At 45.8% G+C, this 16,835-nt stretch carries 20 protein-coding genes and 1 pseudogene; 8 read left to right on the forward strand and 13 right to left on the reverse strand.

Going from position 1 to position 16,835, the window contains the following annotated elements; all coding sequences use genetic code 11:
• Positions 1 to 171: 171 nt before the first annotated feature.
• Positions 172 to 1,464 carry a globin-coupled sensor protein gene (locus HOP45_RS03075; protein ID WP_181347443.1) on the forward strand — a complete coding sequence of 431 codons (1,293 nt, stop codon included), beginning with the start codon at positions 172 to 174 and terminating at the stop codon, positions 1,462 to 1,464.
• A gap of 50 nt (positions 1,465 to 1,514) precedes the next feature.
• Here HOP45_RS03075 and HOP45_RS03080 read toward each other — a convergent pair whose 3' ends face one another.
• The 3 genes from HOP45_RS03080 to HOP45_RS03090 form a co-directional block, all read right to left on the reverse strand.
• Positions 1,515 to 1,820, reverse strand: a complete 306-nt coding sequence (locus HOP45_RS03080) for a MerR family transcriptional regulator (RefSeq protein ID WP_181347444.1) — start codon at positions 1,818 to 1,820, stop codon at positions 1,515 to 1,517.
• A gap of 137 nt (positions 1,821 to 1,957) precedes the next feature.
• Entirely contained in the window at positions 1,958 to 2,113 is a 156-nt protein-coding gene (locus HOP45_RS03085; RefSeq protein ID WP_181347445.1) for a Fur-regulated basic protein FbpA, read from the reverse strand.
• A 217-nt stretch (positions 2,114 to 2,330) separates the two neighbouring features.
• Entirely contained in the window at positions 2,331 to 2,690 is a 360-nt protein-coding gene (locus HOP45_RS03090; protein WP_181347446.1) for a DoxX family protein, read from the reverse strand.
• Positions 2,691 to 2,737: 47 nt separating this feature from the next.
• On the opposite strand from HOP45_RS03090, the gene HOP45_RS20625 reads away from it, so the two are divergent.
• Positions 2,738 to 2,866, forward strand: coding sequence for a hypothetical protein (locus tag HOP45_RS20625; RefSeq protein WP_255437472.1), 129 nt, complete (start codon positions 2,738 to 2,740; stop codon positions 2,864 to 2,866).
• Positions 2,867 to 2,959: 93 nt separating this feature from the next.
• On the opposite strand, the gene HOP45_RS03095 is transcribed toward HOP45_RS20625, so the two are convergent.
• Positions 2,960 to 3,295 carry a hypothetical protein gene (locus tag HOP45_RS03095; RefSeq protein ID WP_181347447.1) on the reverse strand — a complete coding sequence of 112 codons (336 nt, stop codon included), beginning with the start codon at positions 3,293 to 3,295 and terminating at the stop codon, positions 2,960 to 2,962.
• Positions 3,296 to 3,378: 83 nt separating this feature from the next.
• Between HOP45_RS03095 and HOP45_RS03100 the strand changes: the two genes are divergently transcribed.
• Entirely contained in the window at positions 3,379 to 4,320 is a 942-nt protein-coding gene (locus tag HOP45_RS03100) for a nuclease-related domain-containing protein (protein ID WP_181347448.1), read from the forward strand.
• 105 nt (positions 4,321 to 4,425) lie between these two features.
• On the opposite strand, the gene HOP45_RS03105 is transcribed toward HOP45_RS03100, so the two are convergent.
• Genes HOP45_RS03105 through HOP45_RS03115 form a run of 3 tightly spaced genes read right to left on the reverse strand, consistent with a single transcriptional unit; the run spans position 4,426 to position 5,941 of the window.
• Positions 4,426 to 4,629: a hypothetical protein gene (locus HOP45_RS03105; protein ID WP_181347449.1), complete on the reverse strand. Its 204-nt coding sequence runs from the start codon at positions 4,627 to 4,629 to the stop codon at positions 4,426 to 4,428.
• Positions 4,630 to 4,863, reverse strand: a complete 234-nt coding sequence (locus tag HOP45_RS03110) for a hypothetical protein (protein WP_181347450.1) — start codon at positions 4,861 to 4,863, stop codon at positions 4,630 to 4,632.
• The gene (locus HOP45_RS03115) at positions 4,844 to 5,941 is read right to left on the reverse strand and encodes a PRK06851 family protein (protein ID WP_181347451.1); all 1,098 of its coding nucleotides are present in this window, start codon (positions 5,939 to 5,941) and stop codon (positions 4,844 to 4,846) included. The genes HOP45_RS03110 and HOP45_RS03115 overlap by 20 nt, the downstream gene beginning before the upstream one ends.
• Before the next feature lie 141 nt (positions 5,942 to 6,082).
• Here HOP45_RS03115 and HOP45_RS03120 point away from each other — a divergent pair, with 141 nt between their 5' ends.
• Complete coding sequence (locus HOP45_RS03120) at positions 6,083 to 7,432, forward strand: dipeptidase (protein ID WP_181347452.1); 1,350 nt, start codon at positions 6,083 to 6,085, stop codon at positions 7,430 to 7,432.
• Between the two features lie 89 nt (positions 7,433 to 7,521).
• Entirely contained in the window at positions 7,522 to 8,805 is a 1,284-nt protein-coding gene (locus HOP45_RS03125) for a M48 family metallopeptidase (RefSeq protein WP_181347453.1), read from the forward strand.
• 563 nt (positions 8,806 to 9,368) lie between these two features.
• On the opposite strand, the gene HOP45_RS03130 is transcribed toward HOP45_RS03125, so the two are convergent.
• The 5 genes and pseudogenes from HOP45_RS03130 to HOP45_RS03145 all read right to left on the reverse strand — a co-directional run bounded on the left by HOP45_RS03130 (position 9,369) and on the right by HOP45_RS03145 (position 14,263).
• Positions 9,369 to 9,827 carry a DinB family protein gene (locus HOP45_RS03130; RefSeq protein ID WP_181347454.1) on the reverse strand — a complete coding sequence of 153 codons (459 nt, stop codon included), beginning with the start codon at positions 9,825 to 9,827 and terminating at the stop codon, positions 9,369 to 9,371.
• Between the two features lie 76 nt (positions 9,828 to 9,903).
• Complete coding sequence (locus HOP45_RS21105; RefSeq protein WP_483316422.1) at positions 9,904 to 10,926, reverse strand: hypothetical protein; 1,023 nt, start codon at positions 10,924 to 10,926, stop codon at positions 9,904 to 9,906.
• 53 nt (positions 10,927 to 10,979) lie between these two features.
• Positions 10,980 to 12,404, reverse strand: a pseudogene (locus HOP45_RS21110) (cytochrome P450); the annotation flags it as partial.
• 79 nt (positions 12,405 to 12,483) lie between these two features.
• A complete protein-coding gene (locus tag HOP45_RS03140) occupies positions 12,484 to 13,056 on the reverse strand; it encodes a TetR/AcrR family transcriptional regulator (RefSeq protein WP_181347455.1) in 573 nt (190 codons plus the stop codon).
• A 145-nt stretch (positions 13,057 to 13,201) separates the two neighbouring features.
• Positions 13,202 to 14,263 carry an NAD(P)/FAD-dependent oxidoreductase gene (locus tag HOP45_RS03145; protein ID WP_181347780.1) on the reverse strand — a complete coding sequence of 354 codons (1,062 nt, stop codon included), beginning with the start codon at positions 14,261 to 14,263 and terminating at the stop codon, positions 13,202 to 13,204.
• A gap of 298 nt (positions 14,264 to 14,561) precedes the next feature.
• Here HOP45_RS03145 and HOP45_RS03150 point away from each other — a divergent pair, with 298 nt between their 5' ends.
• Positions 14,562 to 14,894, forward strand: a complete 333-nt coding sequence (locus tag HOP45_RS03150) for a DMT family transporter (RefSeq protein WP_181347456.1) — start codon at positions 14,562 to 14,564, stop codon at positions 14,892 to 14,894.
• 56 nt (positions 14,895 to 14,950) lie between these two features.
• Here the strand turns inward: HOP45_RS03150 and HOP45_RS03155 are convergent, their stop codons facing one another.
• The gene (locus tag HOP45_RS03155) at positions 14,951 to 15,772 is read right to left on the reverse strand and encodes a YihY/virulence factor BrkB family protein (protein WP_181347457.1); all 822 of its coding nucleotides are present in this window, start codon (positions 15,770 to 15,772) and stop codon (positions 14,951 to 14,953) included.
• Positions 15,773 to 15,915: 143 nt separating this feature from the next.
• Between HOP45_RS03155 and HOP45_RS03160 the strand changes: the two genes are divergently transcribed.
• Positions 15,916 to 16,347, forward strand: a complete 432-nt coding sequence (locus HOP45_RS03160) for a DUF948 domain-containing protein (RefSeq protein WP_181347458.1) — start codon at positions 15,916 to 15,918, stop codon at positions 16,345 to 16,347.
• 30 nt (positions 16,348 to 16,377) lie between these two features.
• Positions 16,378 to 16,827: a DUF948 domain-containing protein gene (locus tag HOP45_RS03165; RefSeq protein ID WP_181347459.1), complete on the forward strand. Its 450-nt coding sequence runs from the start codon at positions 16,378 to 16,380 to the stop codon at positions 16,825 to 16,827.
• Positions 16,828 to 16,835: the final 8 nt, after the last annotated feature.

The raw sequence follows: 16,835 nt of genomic DNA on the forward strand, positions 1-16,835 counted from the left end.
TTTATGCATAGGTTATATAAAAACGATAGGATAATTATACAACTGGAGTTGCATCGCGTAAAGATGGCCAGCCATTCATCCTCATTAAAACGACATAGATATTTCCTTAATTATGCAAGGGGGTGGGTCGATATAAGGAGTGGATTATTAATAAGATAGTGGGGGATTATGATGTTACAGATATTTGCGACCAAATCGAAATCAACCGAGCAAGCGAGCCTCGGGGAAGGATTTACTGGAATTATTGAAATGGAAAGAGGCAGTGAGCTGGAAACACAGATCAATATGATTAATTTGACGGAGGCCGATTTAGCCGTCCTCAAATCACTCCAGCCTATCGTGAAAGAGAACATTACAGCGATTGTCGATCAATTTTATAAAAACCTTGAACATCAAGCGTCACTGTTGGCCATCATCAATGAGCATAGCTCGGTTGATCGCTTGAAACAAACGCTTAACGTACATATCCAGGAAATGTTCAATGGCGTGGTGGATGCCGCTTTCATAGAAAAAAGGAAGAAGATTGCCGCTGTTCATGTCAACATCGGTCTGTTGCCGAAATGGTATATGTGCGCCTTCCAGGATATGCTCCTATCTTTAACAGCGATTTTCGAACGTACCATTGACGATACAACTCAGTTTAGTCAAGCCATGCGAGCAACAACGAAGATATTGAATCTGGAACAACAGCTGGTCCTGGAGTTGTTCGAAGCGGAGCATGCTCGTATACGCGAACAGGATGCAGAGGAAAAAGCTAAGATGTATCACAAAATTGACCAGATGTCGGGAGAACTGGCAGCGATCTCAGAAGAAGCAAACGCCTCAACGGAACAATTGACAGAGCAATCGGATAAAATTCTCGATGATTCCAAAAAGGGAGCTGAGCTTGCTCAAAACGTAGAAAATCAATCCACTGAAGGCAAAGAGCAGCTGGAATATCAACAGCAGCAAATGAATCATATCCAGGAAAGCATCAAACAAATCTCGAATGAAATGGAACAATTGAAGGGGATAGCGGATGAGATCAGTAAAATCGTCACGATTGTCTCGAACATCGCTGAACAAACGAACCTGCTCTCACTCAACGCCTCGATTGAAGCGGCACGAGCAGGAGAGCATGGAGCTGGCTTCACCGTCGTAGCCAATGAAGTCAGAAAGCTCTCGGAACAAACGAAAGATTCCGTGTCTGAGGTAACGGGGCTGATCGAATCGACCAATGCTCAAATCCATAACGTATCAAACAATGTGCTGAGTATCGATGACTTAATTACAGAAGGCACAGACAATATGAATCAAATCAATCATTTCTTTACTGAAATCGTCGATGCCATGGTTCAAAACAAGCAGTATAACACCGGCATCGAACAGGAATTAGAAAGCTTTGCGAATGTCATCCAGGAAATTAACAGTGCGGTCACCCAAGTTGCCGCTTCGGCCCAACATCTGACCGAATTGACAGAATAGCGCATAACGAAACCTCCACCGGCTCACGGTGCGAGGTTTTTTGGTGATGCTTATTTTCTCATATTGAAATGGGCGTTGAATTGCCCGCGGCGCAGCTTATCACGGACATTGCTGTTTTTCTTCTCATTTAGCATATCCTGTTTAATCTCGTATGTTTGCACGCCTTCTTCCCGTTTGTTTGCTATTTCTAACAACAACTCGATATCGGCGAAGGAATATTTTCTCGTCCCACGTTCAGAGCGTTCCGGGAAAATTAAACCACGCTCTTCGTAATAGCGGATCATCCGTACCGACAACCCTGTTAATTCATTCACAATCCCAATCGTGATTACTTTCTTGTCCTTATAAGAAGACATCGTATCCTCCTCTGCCTGCCTTGACCCACCTTTTTACTATTATCCTATGTTTTGAGGAAAAGCTCAATTTTTATGTTAGAAAATCTGACAATAAAATAAAAGGTGAGAAACCACCCTGAATGGAGGTTTCTCATCTGTTAAGCTTTCGGGAGACGCTGGACCATCATTTCCAGTTCGCTGACGGTCAAGTTGTAAGGCTCACAATCTTCAGCGTTAAAGACACCAGCATCGATCAGTTTATTAATGTAGTATTGTTTCATTATCTCTATAGCTTGACGTAATTGATTGGCCATCTTTAAGCACCTCCATAGATTAGTATTTCCTATCTTATGCTGACAGCAAGCAGGAGTATGGGCGCCAAAAGCATCAAAACACACCTGGCCGTTAACTGCTATAATTTGTTAATTTAAGCTTAGAGCATTAGAACGAGGTTGTCAGCAAACATGTTAGAAAATATCACATACTTTTTATGCTGATGCATCGCAATTGTTTCACGTGAAACATTACGTTTTACTTTGCGTGTGCGGTGTGGTGATAAAGGATAAATAGAAGCGTAATCATGGCAATATCTAACCTGGCATTAAAAAAGGCGGAAATCAGTCCGGTATGAAGGGTAGGAACTTTCGTTAGTAGGATGGCGGCGATCATGATCCCCATTAATAGAATGATAGTTTTCCTTACATACTTATTAAGCAATAGAAAAATGCCGCACACAATTTCTGTAATAGCCAAGGCATACATCAGATTCACAGGATAAGGAATGCCCAAATTGATGAAAAAGTTGATCAAATCATTACTTGTCAGTTTCATAACACCAGACACAATAAAAATGAAGGCAACTAAACAGCGAATGGTTTTCATAGTGTTCATGACTTGTCCTCCTTTAATGGAATTATATGCTGGAGGTACGTGTTGACATGACTGAAGCGGTCATAAAAGAGGAAGCGGAAGGGGGACCAGCTAATATATTGATCGATGCGGGAAATCGGAATCGTGGTAATGCTATTTATAGTCGGCTCGTGCTCATTTACCGTCGGATCATCTAGCTTTGTCGTCGGTCAGTGAGCAAATAACGTCGTTACGCAATTTATCATCGCACCGCGATCATTTATCGTCGGATCTCTGGCGCTTGTCGTGGTTCAGCGAGCAAATATCATCGTTACGCAATTTATCATCGCCTCGCGCTTAATTATCGTCGGATCTCTGGCGCTTATCGTCGTTCCGTGAGCAAATATCGTTGTTACGCTGTTTATCATCGCACCACGCTCATTTATCGTCGGATCGCAGGCGCTTGTCGTCGTTCCGCGAGCAGATATCATCGTTACGCAATTTATCATCGGAACGCGCTTAATTATCGTCGGACCTCTGGCGTTTATCGTCGTTCCGCGAGTAAATAACGTCGTTACGCAATTTATCATCGCCTCGCGCTTAATTATTGTCGGACCTCTGGCACTTATCATCGGGGCGCTTATCAATATCGTCACTCCGCAACTTTTTGCCGTATTAAAGGAAATCACAGAAGAGTAGAGAATATGTAAAGAACGAAAGGAGGACACGCATGATTATCAAGCAACGCCAATTCCCTCACCAGCTCCGTCAGCTTGAAGCGCTGCACAGGAGGCTGCCCTCGCATCATCCCAAGCTTAACCTGATATCTGAAGCTGCCGCACGTAAATGGTCAGGCTACCAAGGTGAAACGTCACTGGATTTCCACTTGGATTTTCTCCCACCCGATCAATACCTCATATTAAAAGGTCTCCGATTATTTGACGGAAAGCATTTCTTTCAACTGGATACCGTCCTTGTCTCCAGGTCGTTCCTGGTCATATTAGAAGTGAAAAATATATCTGGATACTTGACGTTGGATAGAGATATCCACCAGCTGACCCGCCAGACCGAAGGCTTTGCTGACCCCGTCATCCAAATTGATCGCCAGCAGCAACAACTCAAACAATGGGTGGCAGAAACGTGTGAAATTTCCCTTCCTGTAGAGTCATTCGTTCTCTTCACTCATCCCAAAGTGACGCTTGGTTTCACGCATGACAGAATACTGAAAAGTGAAGGTGTGGCATATCGATTAAAAAACCTGATGTCCCGCTATTCTCGGCCGATAATTTCCACCAAGCAAATGGAGAAGATCGCCAGAAAGATGGCTGCTCACCATTCCGATTTACAACAAGATATTTTGCTGCAGTACGAAATCCAGGCTGGCGATCTGGTAACAGGTGTATACTGTGAGAATTGCGCTCAAAACGTCCGTTGGTACAAAAAGCGCTGGCACTGTCAGGCTTGCGGCACCAGAAGGTTGACCAGCCATCATCAAGCATTGCAAGATTATGCTCTTCTCATCAGTCCAACCATATCAAATCGAGAAGCGAGGTCCTTTTTAAGAGTGGAATGTGCGCAAATTGTAAAACGTCTGCTCATTAATTTAGGCGGAAACAAGCTAGGCGCGAATAAAAACCGAACGTACGAGATCCCCATAACAAAATGCCGCTAATGCAGCGGCATTTTTTACTATTTTGCGTTTTATTTCCTTGCTCCGCGAAATATCGTCGGACCACATTCAAATATCGTCGTCCGCGCTGAATTTATCGTCACTCCGTTAGGGAATATCATCACTTCGCGAAATATCGTCGGCACGCGCCCAAATATCGTCGTACGCCCTGAATTTATCGTCGCTCCGCCCGCCGATATCATCACTTCGCAAAATATCGTCGGCCCGCGGCCAAATGTCGTCGTTCCTGCTCAGTTTATCGTCACTCCGCCCGCCAATATCATCATTCCGCACAATATCATCGGACCGCATTCAAATATCGTCGTCCGCACTGAATTTATCGTCGCTCCGCCCACCAATATCATCACTTCGCGAAATATCGTCGGATCGCATCCAAATATCGTCGTCCGCACTGAATTTATCGTCGCTCCGCCCGCCAATATCATCGCTCCGCAAAATATCGTCGGCCCGCGCCCAAATATCGTCGCCCGCCCTCAATTTATCATCACTCCGCCAATCAATTTCATCACTTACTAACGTCTGCAAGCTCGCTCTGGGCTGTGAGTTCGGAGGTGATCTCATCATAGAGGACATCGACTTTAGCGAGATCAAGTGCTTCTTTGTAGTAGTGCTCAAGTTTTTCTTTCAATTGTTTTGCATCGTTCAAATGCTTGATGCCTTGTTTCATGTAGGATTTATAGCTTTTGTTGAGGAGGGCAATTTCGTTTGCGTATTTTTGGTCGGTTCTTGGCCGTACTGCTTTTTTGTAGAGGTCAAAAATTTCATCGCCGTCGCGGTCCGGGAAGTATTCATGGGGATCGGTGCTGTCGAATACGCAGAACTCTAATGATCGCACGATTACCATATCGATGCTTTCTGGGTCGAAGCCGCAGTGGTAGATTTCTGTGTCGTAGCCGAGTTCTTCTGCTGAGGCGGCAATTTTTTTGAGGAGGGTTGATTTTCCGGTGCCGGCTCGCCCTTTAATGAAATAGCGTTTCTTCAGTCCTTCAGTTAAGTTGGGGATATAATCGATGACGCCGTCGGGTGTGGATGCGCCGAAAAAGCGGTGTTTGGTAATGGCGGTTTCTCCGGAGGGGTGAATGTGATCGAATAGGGTGGAGTTCAGCTCGTCTGTTGCCTGGTTGGCTTTATCGAAGTACATGTTGTTAATATAGATGTCTTCGAGATGGTCGTGGAGTTCCAGTCCTGTTTTAAAGGCAGTGTGAGCGGATTCGAATGTTTCTGTTATGTGTTTTTTCAGTTTTTTTAGGGGGGCGTCTTGTGTATTGACATGATCAAAAACTTCATCGGTGTTCATGTAATGGACCGTGGCTCCGTCGATGGTGAAGTCTTCATAGTCCCCGCCGAAGATGCCGACTTTAAGCTCGGGAAAGATCAGGCCTTCGATATAGTGGGGATCGCTGGAACAGTGAATGTATTCGAGGGCGTAGTTTTTCTTGCTCCATACATCAGCTAATTTCTGAAGCAGGGTTGATTTAACGGACTGGACGGTCCCTTCCATGATGATGATATACTCCATCCCTTGGAAATTGGAATCGTATAATGGAAAAAAACCTTTCGCTGTATGATCGCCGGCAAAATAGTGAATAGCCTTACTCGTCATAACTCCACGCTCCTTTGAAAAATACCATTTGTACTTATATTATGCAGAAAATCGGTATGGGTGAATGACTTATGTTCAATTGGAAGCTTGTGCGTTCGTCGTTTATAATGAGAGGTAGGTTTATTCGAGGAGGGTGCGAAGATGAAAAGAAACATTGCGTTACATAAAGATGATTTTATTAAAGAGCTTCAGGAGTTTTTGAAAATTCCTAGTATATCGGCTTTGGCAGACCATCAGTCTGATGTGCAGGCAGGTGCGGAATGGGTGAAAGAAGCACTTGAAGAGGTTGGCATGGAACATGTGGAAGTCATTCCTACCGATGAGCATCCAATTGTCTATGGGGATTGGCTTCACGCTAAGGGAAAGCCGACTGTGCTCGTTTATGGTCATTATGATGTCCAGCCGGCTGATCCGTTGGAGTTGTGGGAGACGCCGCCATTTGAGCCGACAGTCAGAGATGACAAATTATTTGCGCGAGGGGCTACAGATGATAAGGGTCAACTTTTCATTCACATCAAGGCGGTTCAGATGCTGATGGCCGAATACGGAGAGCTTCCCGTCAATGTGAAGTTCTGCATTGAAGGAGAGGAAGAAATTGCGAGCCCTCATCTTGGGCCCTTTATTGAAGCAAATGGGGAGAAGCTTGCTGCTGATGCTGTCGTGATTTCGGATACGTCGTTTATTGAAAAAGGCCAGCCGGCGATTTGTACTTCTCTACGCGGGGCGTTGGCTTTGGAAGTTGGCGTTAAGACAGCTGATGCTGATTTACATTCTGGTCTTTACGGAGGCGGTGTCCCGAATGCTATTCATGCACTTGTTCACATGCTTGATTCGTTTCATGATGAACAGGGCCGCATTACGGTAGATGGGTTTTATGAAGGCGTTCCGGAGCTTACGGAAAGCTTGAAACACGAGGTGGCAGCCATTCCTTTCGATGAAGCCAAAACAAAGCAGGAGCTTGGGCTGACGGCTTTACATGGGGAGGAAGGTTTTACATTTAAGGAACAAACCGGCGTGCGACCGACGCTTGAGATCAATGGTGTTACAGGTGGATTCCAGGGAGAAGGCATTAAAACGATCGTCCCGAGTGAAGCGCGTGCGAAGATCAGCTGCCGGCTCGTCGGTGATCAGGATCCAGGCCATATTTATCAATTGATTGACGCGCATCTTGAGGAACATAAGCCTGTTGGAGCTACGACGACATTGAACCAGTTGATCCAGGCGAAGCCGGTTTCCTTGGACTCGGAAGATCCGATGATTCAGCGCGCTGCTGATGCTTATGAACGTGTGTATGGCGTTCGTCCGTTGTTTCCGAAAGAAGGCGGATCGATTCCGATTGTGGAGGATTTCACACGGGTTCTTCAGGCGCCGGTTGTGCTCATGGGCTTTGGACTCCCTTCAGAAAATTTACATGCGCCTAATGAACATTTTCACTTGGATAACTTTACTCAAGGGATTGAAACGGTCTGCGATTATTTGAGATCGCTTTAAGGCTCAAAGCCCTTAGAAAGTTGTTCTGAAAAAAGGATTCAGCTCGTACATGTAGTATAGACGTAGTGGATGAGAGTGGAGGTGGGGGAGTGAAGAAGCGGTTTGCAGTCTGGACGTTGGGTCTCTATGCGGTTTATGTCCTGTTCATGGGGCTGTATTTATTTTGGTGGGCGGATTTCGGCGTTCCGTCAGACTATCAAGGATCGGGTGCGGATCCTGCGACGTTCATGACGGATCGGCAGCTGGAGCTGAGTCAGGAATATTCGCGGTACAAGCAATTTCTTTCCTTTGTCGGCCTGCCTCTGGAATGGATGATTTACCTCGGCGTATTATTTTTCGGGGTATCGAAACTGTTTTCCAATTTTAGCGAACGGGTCTCACGGTTTTCAGCTGTGAAAATCCCCGTTTTTGTGCTGTTATTGTCAGCACTCACATGGTTCTTGACGTTCCCGATTCACTATATCAATCGCTGGCTGTCTGTTAAATACGGAATCTCAACGCAAAGTTTTTCCGGCTGGATGCGGGATGATTTGATCAGCTTTTGGATCAATGTCGGTTTGACAGCAGTACTTATGACCGTTCTGTATCTGTTGATGAAACGGGCAACGAAGCGCTGGTGGTTGTATGCCTGGCTGTTGTTTGTGCCGTATATGGCGTTCATGATGTACATACAGCCTGTATTTATTGACCCGTTATATAATGACTTTTCGCCTTTAAGCGATCCTGATTTGGAAAATAAGATATTAACGATGGCTGAGCAAGCGGATATTCCAGCCGAACGTGTCTATGAAGTGAATATGTCTGAGGAAACGAATGCGATGAACGCTTATGTGAATGGGATCGGCTCCAATTTGAGGATCGTCTTGTGGGATACCACGTTAAATCGGTTAGGTGAGAATGAAATTTTATTCATCATGGCCCATGAGATCGGGCATTATGTCATGCACCATTTATATTTCATGCTCGCCGGTTCGATTGCCCTCGGTTTAGTAGGGCTGTATCTCGTTTACCGTCTGCTTCATCTTTCGGTTCGGAAATGGGGCACGCAATGGGGCGTGACCGATGTCTCGGATATCGCCTCACTGCCCGCGCTGCTGCTGATTTTTTCACTTCTGTCCTTTGCAGCCAGCCCCGTGGAATTAGCGGTTTCCCGGGGGGCCGAAAAGGATGCTGATCAGTATGCATTGGAAATGACGAGCGACTATGATGCAGCGGTCGGATCGTTCCAACAACTGACCGTCAATGGCTTGAGTGATGTGAATCCGCCCGCGCTGGTAAAATGGCTGAATTATGGTCATCCGACTATGATGGAGCGCATTTCAATGATTGAAGATTACCAACAAGTCGATAAGAAGACATCGCCTGATAAATAAAGCGACCCGGCGCCCTCTTACGTGCTTTCTGAGCAGTGAGAGGGGCCGGGTTTTTGAATGTCGCGACGTTTGCGTGATTTATAAGCGAGTTGCCCGGTTTTCTTGGCAACTTTTGCGCTCGTTCTTTCAACTTTTTCCGATTTCCAAGGAAGTGTTCGCATTTTTATGCACGGACCGCTGATTTCCTTGCAAATTCAAAGAAACGAAGGAAATGAGATAGAATGTGCAGGTAAATTCAAGAATTATCATATTTGTATTTACTTTTTGATATTATTTGGTATCATATAGAGGTATTTGCTAATATATGAACTCTTAGGGAAGAAAGGGGATCGTGAGTATGCTTACATCTCTTTATGTCTTATCTTTAACTATTCTGCTCACTTTTTTGGTGTTAACGCTCGTTGATAAATGTGTCACGAGCATGACTAAAAACAAAGTACAAGCAGACGTTGACACGGAGCAACCCCCATCTGTTTTGGAGCCAATTAAGTAAGGAACTAAAACCATAGATGCCGTCAAAAAAACGCTGTTCGAGTCTTTTTACTCGAACAGCGTTTTTTCGTTCAGCCTGTTTTAACAAACATTGGAAGCTCTGTATAACCCATTTCACGCACGTAAATGAACAGGTTGCCTTTATGGTTGATTTCATGGTCTAACGCTGCGTGCAACACTTGATTGGCTGGCAATTCAACACCGAGCACATGTGTCATATCGATAAGGCGATCGAAATCATCATCGGACATTGATTCGATGAGTTGGATGGTCTTATCGGTGTACGTCTGGGCTAATTCGGTGAGCTCGACCGAGGCGTTGTCGGTAAACACCTGTTGCGGTTCCTGCTTAGCTGCTGCGGCTGCAAATTGATAAAAGCTGGTAAGCATATGCGTGACCAGCGTGCGGGCCGTCATGGATGTCGGAGTCGGTTTATAATCTTCGTGTTCTCGGTCGATCTTAGCGATGAGTTCATTTGTAACGTGACGATGGGATAAAAAATAATCCAAAAATTGTTTACTTTTACTCATTGTGCATGCCTCCCATTTTAATTACGATTCATCTTTCAATCTAGGAGAAAAAAGAGAATGGGTCAACTTAAACCGTTTAATGACTTGCCCACACATCTTTAGCGAGTTGGCCCGACTCTTCTAAGCGCTCAAGCCATGTTGCAGCTGTTTCGTAATCCGTTTGGCAGCGCTGCTGATAACTCTCAATAAGTGCTTGCGTCACATCAGGCGCCATTTTACTGCCATCGCCACAAATATAAAGGCGTCCGCCTTGTTCCAGCAAGGTGAGAAGCGTGTCAGCATCGTGCTTCATAAGGTCCTGCACGTACGTTTTTTCTCCTGCTTTTCTACGTGAAAAGGCAGTGTGGAGCTTTATTAGCCCCTCTTGTTCCGCCTGTTTCAATTCGTTTTCATATAAAAAATCTTCCTCAGGGTGACGACAGCCGAAATATAAATGCGCTTCGCCAAGGGAAACACCTTGTTCCAGCAGGTGGCGCCGGGCCTGGATGAAACCGCGGAAGGGTGCTATGCCTGTACCTGGTCCCACAAGAATCATCGGTGTATCTGGCTCATCCGGAAGCTGAAAATTGGATTGGGGTGTGCTGACAAAACAAGCTGCTTTATCACCGGGGTCACGCTGAGCTAAATAGGTTGAGGCGACGCCCTGATATTCCCCTTTACCACTCCATGCTTGTGATTTCACGACGCTTACGGTGATGCTCACACGATTGTCCGCCACTTTAGAAGAGCTTGATATGGAATAATAGCGCGCCTTTAATGGCGGAAGCAAAGCGATAAATGATGCAAATGGCAGCTCGCAAGATGGATAGTCCTCAAGCAAATCAAGCATAGACACCCGTGAATGTAAGATATCCTGCCTGTAGGTGTCCTCTTCAAGTAAGCGTTCCAGCTCGGCTTTATGAGGCGGACAATCATTGTGAGCTGCTAAAGCACGGATTTGAGCCCGTGTGGCCGGTTCCTGGCATTCCACGTAGGTTGTCAAAAGTTCGTCCAGACGGATTGGTTGCTCAGTCGGCAGGTGAGAGGCTTTGCCTGTTTGTTCATTGAGCACGACAAACGCGTCACCCTTTACGTTGTAATGCGTCAGCACCCGGTTCACAAGCTCACGACTATTCTGCGGCAGTATTCCGAGATGATCGCCTTCCTGATAGCTCGGACTTCCTTTTTCTCTTCTGTCTCAGGTGAAGCGACCGGAGCCAGGCTGCCCTGATGATCGCGTCGCGATGAGACGCGCATGGTGAGCCCGTCTGGTTTTAATGTCAGCGTTTCTTTAATATCGAGTTGATAATCGGTATGGTCCTCGAGCTGAAAATGTTGCAGCACCATGCCGAGTACAAGCGTCGCCTCATGCAAGGCAAATTGTTGGCCGATGCAGGCACGTTGGCCATTGCCGAATGGTTTAAAGCTGTGTTCCGGAATGCTCGCCGGATCTTCGAAGCGTTCCGGCTTGAACGTTTCTGGATCTTCCCAAACTTCAGAATCACGATGCAGCTGAGGGAGAAGGAGGGTGATTGCGTCGCCTTCTTCCAACTCATAGTGGCCTGCAAGGGTCGTATTGTGTTTGGCATAAACGGAAAAAGCAGGTGCTGTCGGCCATAACCGAAGGGACTCGTTGAGGATCATCTTGACGTATTTAAGCTGTTTGACCTGTTTATAATCAGGTGTCTGATCCCCTAAAACATCATCGACTTCTTCATATGCTTTTTGTAAAATATCAGGATGTTTCATCAAAAAATAAAGCGCAAATGAAAGGAGTCCGCTCGTCGTTTCATGACCGGCGATCAGGAAGGTGATGATTTGGAACCGAATGTTTTCATCATCTAATGCTTCGCCTGTTTCAGGGTCTTTTCCTTGCAGCATATGCCCAAGCAAATCATCCTCGCCTTGATCGCCGTTTTCTTTGCGCTCGGCGATCAGCTGATCCACTAAACTGAACATATAGTCGATATCCTCTTTATATTGGCGGTGTGAGCGTACCATCAGCTTTTCTTGCAGACCAAGGCGTTGAGATTGATTCATCGATTCATCAAGCGCACGTACCATCTTCTCGACGAAGGGATGGGCTTGTTCCCGGTAGAAACTGTTGAAGCGATAGTCAAACCCGCAAAGCCCGATGGTGTCCAACGTGAGACGCGTCATGTCTTCAGGGACATCGATCGCTTCATTCGGGTTGAGCCTGGCCCACTTTTGCACCAATTGGGAGGCTACATCAACCATTTTGTTGTGGTAGCTCTTCATAGCCTGTTGGCTGAAACCAGGCAATAAAATATTGTGTGCTTTTTTCCAATTCGGTTCCCCGGTTTCACTCGTAAATAAGCCATCACCACTAAAGGCACGCACTTTTTGCAGAGGCGGGCTGACCTTTTTATCAAACCGTGACTCATCACAAATCTCAGCAGCAAACTGGGCACTCGATACAAAGGTGCTCGTACGGCCTGGGAATTGGAATTGGTAAATCGGACCTAATTCATCCGCCAAGTTCATAAACGATTGGACGGGTTTGTTTTTGTCGATCATTGGTAAGTTTTTCAACGGACCATAAGTCTTCGGTTGAGGAAGGTCGGTTACATTATGCATTCATCAACACCTCGCAGGGTTAGTTTAATATAGGAATGAATATTCATTCCGGATAAGACGAGAAGAGACACCTAGTGCCTCAAGTGTGCAAGCGTACCGCATCCCAGCAGCTTTCTTCCACGCCTGCCAGTAACTCTTCAGTCGCTTCGATATCGCCGGCACGAATCAATTGATGCAGTTCTAAGAAGGCACCATAAATAATGGCAATCAAAGCAGTAGAAGGGAGGTCACGAATTTCGTTCGCCTCTTTCCCGCGGTCAAAGAAAGAACTGAGAATCGTGCGCAAACGGTCAAAATACTGGCTGCTCATGTCATCTAAAAAGTGGCCGTCGTTATGCATTTTGATAAAGTAGAGAGCATGCTCATGGTGGTGGGTGAACCGGACCATGCCCTGGAACAAATGATGAAATTGACGACGTATAGATAGGTGTTCGGGATAGTCTTTAACGAGCATATCCGTCAACGCTTCCACATAGTGCTGAAACAGCGTATTCACCAGCACTTCTTTATTGTCGAAATACCGATAAATTGTACCTGCTCCAACTTTAGCATCGGCAGCGATCATGGGGATGGTGGTAGCGTCAAAACCACGCTCGGCAAATAGCTTGAGCGCACTTTGCAAAATATCCTCTCGCTTATGGGTGGCAACCATTTCACTCGCTCCTTTTATCCGGAATGAATATTCATTCCTGTCTATATTAACGTTTATTTTTTAATTTATCAAGTCTTAAGAAATAAAGAGAAGGAGATCGGAAAGCATGACGCGCTTTTCCGGTCTCCTTCATCAAACATGTAGACTAGTGACGTTTATGCATCCAAAGCACGCCTGATTTGGCAAGGCGAGGCAAGAGTCCCGTAACCGGCTGCTGGAGCATGTTGCCAAACCCATCGGATTTACCGAGGGAGCCAAGGGAGCCTTTCAGTTTGATCGCTTTTGGCTTCTGAGGCTGTTTATTTTTCAAAACGGCCGTGAGAATATCTGCGATTTGTTCGCCTTGCTGACCAGCGAGTTGAGCACTGGGAGAGTGTGGGGAAGAAGCGCAATCCCCTACGACGTACACATTCGGGTGACTGGGTACTTGATAAAAGTCATTGACGAGCACTTTTTCCTGGTTGTCCTTTTCAAACGGCAGGGCTCTCACAAGATAGTTCGGCCGAACGCCAGCTGTCCATACGGTTACGTCATTGACATAGCAAATGCCATTGTTGCACACACCGTCTCGTTCGACATATTCAACGTTGGCATTATGCAGGACTTCCACATCATTCTTCTTGAACCAATCTTCAACATACTCTTGAATTTTTGCATCAAAAGCGGTCAGCACCGTTTCGCCGCGATCCAGCAGTCTGATATTGAGGTCAGGGCGGCTTTCTCTGATTTCTGACGCTACTTCAATGCCGCTCAAACCGGCACCGACGATTGAAACCTTGCCGTGTGCCTTAAGGTTGCAGACCGACAGGCCCGTGTGACGGGCGTTGGAAAATGTTTGGACACTTTCAGTATATTCGCTTGCTCCTTCAATGCCGTGATAGTTATCCTCGCACCCAAGGCCGATCACTAAATAATCGTAAGCGACACGATCGTGCGTATCTTTGAATAAAATCTCCTGCTGCTCGGTATCGATTTGTTCGATGTCATTAAAAACATACTCCACTTGATCGTGCTTCGGGAAATCCGTCCGGACATCTTTATCCGCCACCGTTCCAGCAGCGATCGTATAATATTCCGTTTTATAGGAATGATACGGGTTTCGATCAACGAGTGTGATATGTAGATCCTCAGGAAGGTCGTTTTCGATCAGATTCAATAGCATTTTGAGACCGCCATAACCTCCACCTAAGATAACCAATCGCTTCATCATCAAACACCACCTTCGAATAAAATAAAGCCGTTCAACTACCATTGGCACAGAAAGCGCCAATTATCATCAATCCTTCTTAAAGATTACCAAAAAAACAGCGATAACACTAGGAAAAGTACAGGAATATTGCCAAATTTTGAATCGTATTGTCGCATTCGTTCAAATCCTGGTTCGATGGGTTTAGTTTGACCTAACCATCGGGTAGTATGCGTTGTATCAGACGTGCTTCGGTTGCAAACGAACCGTCTGGACGGTAACATTAAATCGAGACATCCAGCTTAAAGGAGGGGCTGACATGGCTTATGTATATTTGTTTCTTGGTATCGTCGCTGAAGTGTTTGGCACGACGATGCTTAAAATGTCAGAAGGACTTAGTCGAGTGTTCCCGGTACTGGGCGGGGTGGTCGGTTTTTCATCTGCTTTGTTTTTCTTGGCGCTGTCCTTCCAAACGATTCCATTAAACGTGGCGTATGCGACGTGGGCGGGCGTCGGGACAGCGGGCGCCGCATTAGTGGGTTTATTGATTTGGAAAGAAAACATCAATCTGGTTGGCCTCATCGGGTTGATTTTGATTATAGGGGGCATCGTCTTGTTGAATCTGTCGCCTGGGCATGCTTCAAAGCTGTAAAGTATAAACCAGGAACCAAACAGGTGTTGATATCTGTTTGGTTCCGGCTGCTTCGTTCATGCTTTTTGTTGCCTGCGTTGGTAAATCACGTTGATTTCGGCCCCGATCATGAGGATCAGGCCAGTCAGGAAGAACCACAACATGAGAATGATGATGCCCCCTAGGCTACCGTATACCGCAGAGTAGTTGCTGAAATTACTGACATAAAAAGAGAACGCTAATGAAATAAGCTGCCACAATACAGCAGTGATCAAAGCACCTGGTATGATATAAGCGTACGGAATATTTTTATTGGGGGCGAAGCGGTACAAGGCCATCAGGACCCCGACCATGACAAATATGCTGATAACCCACCGTAATAGGTTAAAGACAACTAATATTTCGCCAGGCAGGTTGATGGCGTTATCGATCGCACTGATGATGACTTCGCCGAACACGGGCAGAACCAATGCGACAATCAAGGTGACAATCATCCCGAGAGTCAAGAGAATGGAAAGCAGCCGGACTTTGAGAAACGAGCGACTTTCCTCGACATTGTAAGCTATATTAGTTGCTTTTATAAACGCGTTAATTCCATTTGATGCAGACCAGAGGGTGCCAATTATCCCAATAGTCAACAGTCCGCCTTGTGGGGTCTCAATGAGGCTGATGATATTTTCCTCAAGCAAGGCTGCTGTCTCGCCAGGTGCAACTTGTTCGATGAACTGCAGTGCTTCGTCTGATGTAATGTTCAAGTAGGGGAGAATCGAGAACACTAATATGAGCAGCGGCACTATCGCGAGCAAGTAATAATAGGCTTGCGCCGAGGCGAGTATCGGAACGTCATCGTTTTGAAATTCTTCTTTAAGCTGCGTGATGTAAAACTTCATCGTATTCATGCACCCATTCCTCCTCTTCCACCGTTCTTTTTTCCTTATCCCCTTTATACGACTTCGTCAATCTCATGAAATCGAATCATTTGGAAAAATAGTTTTGAATCGCTTTAAAAGGGAAACGCCCATTAAAAAGGAGGAATCTACGTATGTCACTGGTAACCATCAGCCTGTTCATCATCGCGCTTTCGTTTGCATTCATTTCAATTTATGTCATTAAGACATTGAAAGCTGTATCCAGTACGTTAACAAGTGTCTCAGGCACACTTGAGCGTGTAGAGGGACAGATGGAAGGAATCTCGCAAGAATCGGAGCATCTGTTGAACAAAACGAACGCCATCGCCGATGATGTCCAACAAAAAAGCCAGTCTCTCGATGGCGTGGTGAATTCGTTGCAGAATGTCGGTGCATCCGTGGAACACGTTAATTCATCCTTGCACGGGATGTCAGAACATGTGGCTAAAGAGTCGAACCAGAATGCTGATCAAGTTGCTAAAGTCATGAAGTGGGGCGATGCGGCGTTGCAACTATATGCAAAATGGAAGACAAAAAAAGCCCGTACTGAAGAAAACTATGGCTGATAATAGATTGGAAAAAGGAGGAGATCCACCATGGATTTATTAGGGATCGGCGTTTTGATTATCGGTATTGTGTTTGCCGTCGTCGCTATCTTTCTGATTCGCACATTGAACAATTTGGCCAATGTCCTTCATGGCGTCAACAAAACGGTGGACACACTTCCCGATCACTTAGAGGGAGTTATGACGCAAACGAGTGACATACTCCACACCAGTCAATCTACGTTATCCGATGTAAATGATAAACTTCAGGCACTCAGCCCGCTTTTTTATATCGTTGGCGATGTCGGCGACTCGTCGCGTAAATTGACATCATCCCTGGCAGACGCGACCCGTTCGATGAAAAAACGGACCTCAATAGGGGAAAAGACGATTAATGAAAAAGATTTAAGCGGTTTATACGGAGCGCTCGCCTTTGGGTATTATTTGAATCAAAGAAAAAAAGCTCTGAAACAGGCTAAGCCTGAGAGCCAATCAGCTTAATATCAGAA

It is taken from the genome of Thalassobacillus sp. CUG 92003 (genome assembly GCF_013618635.1).
GTDB lineage: Bacteria > Bacillota > Bacilli > Bacillales > Halobacillaceae > CUG-92003.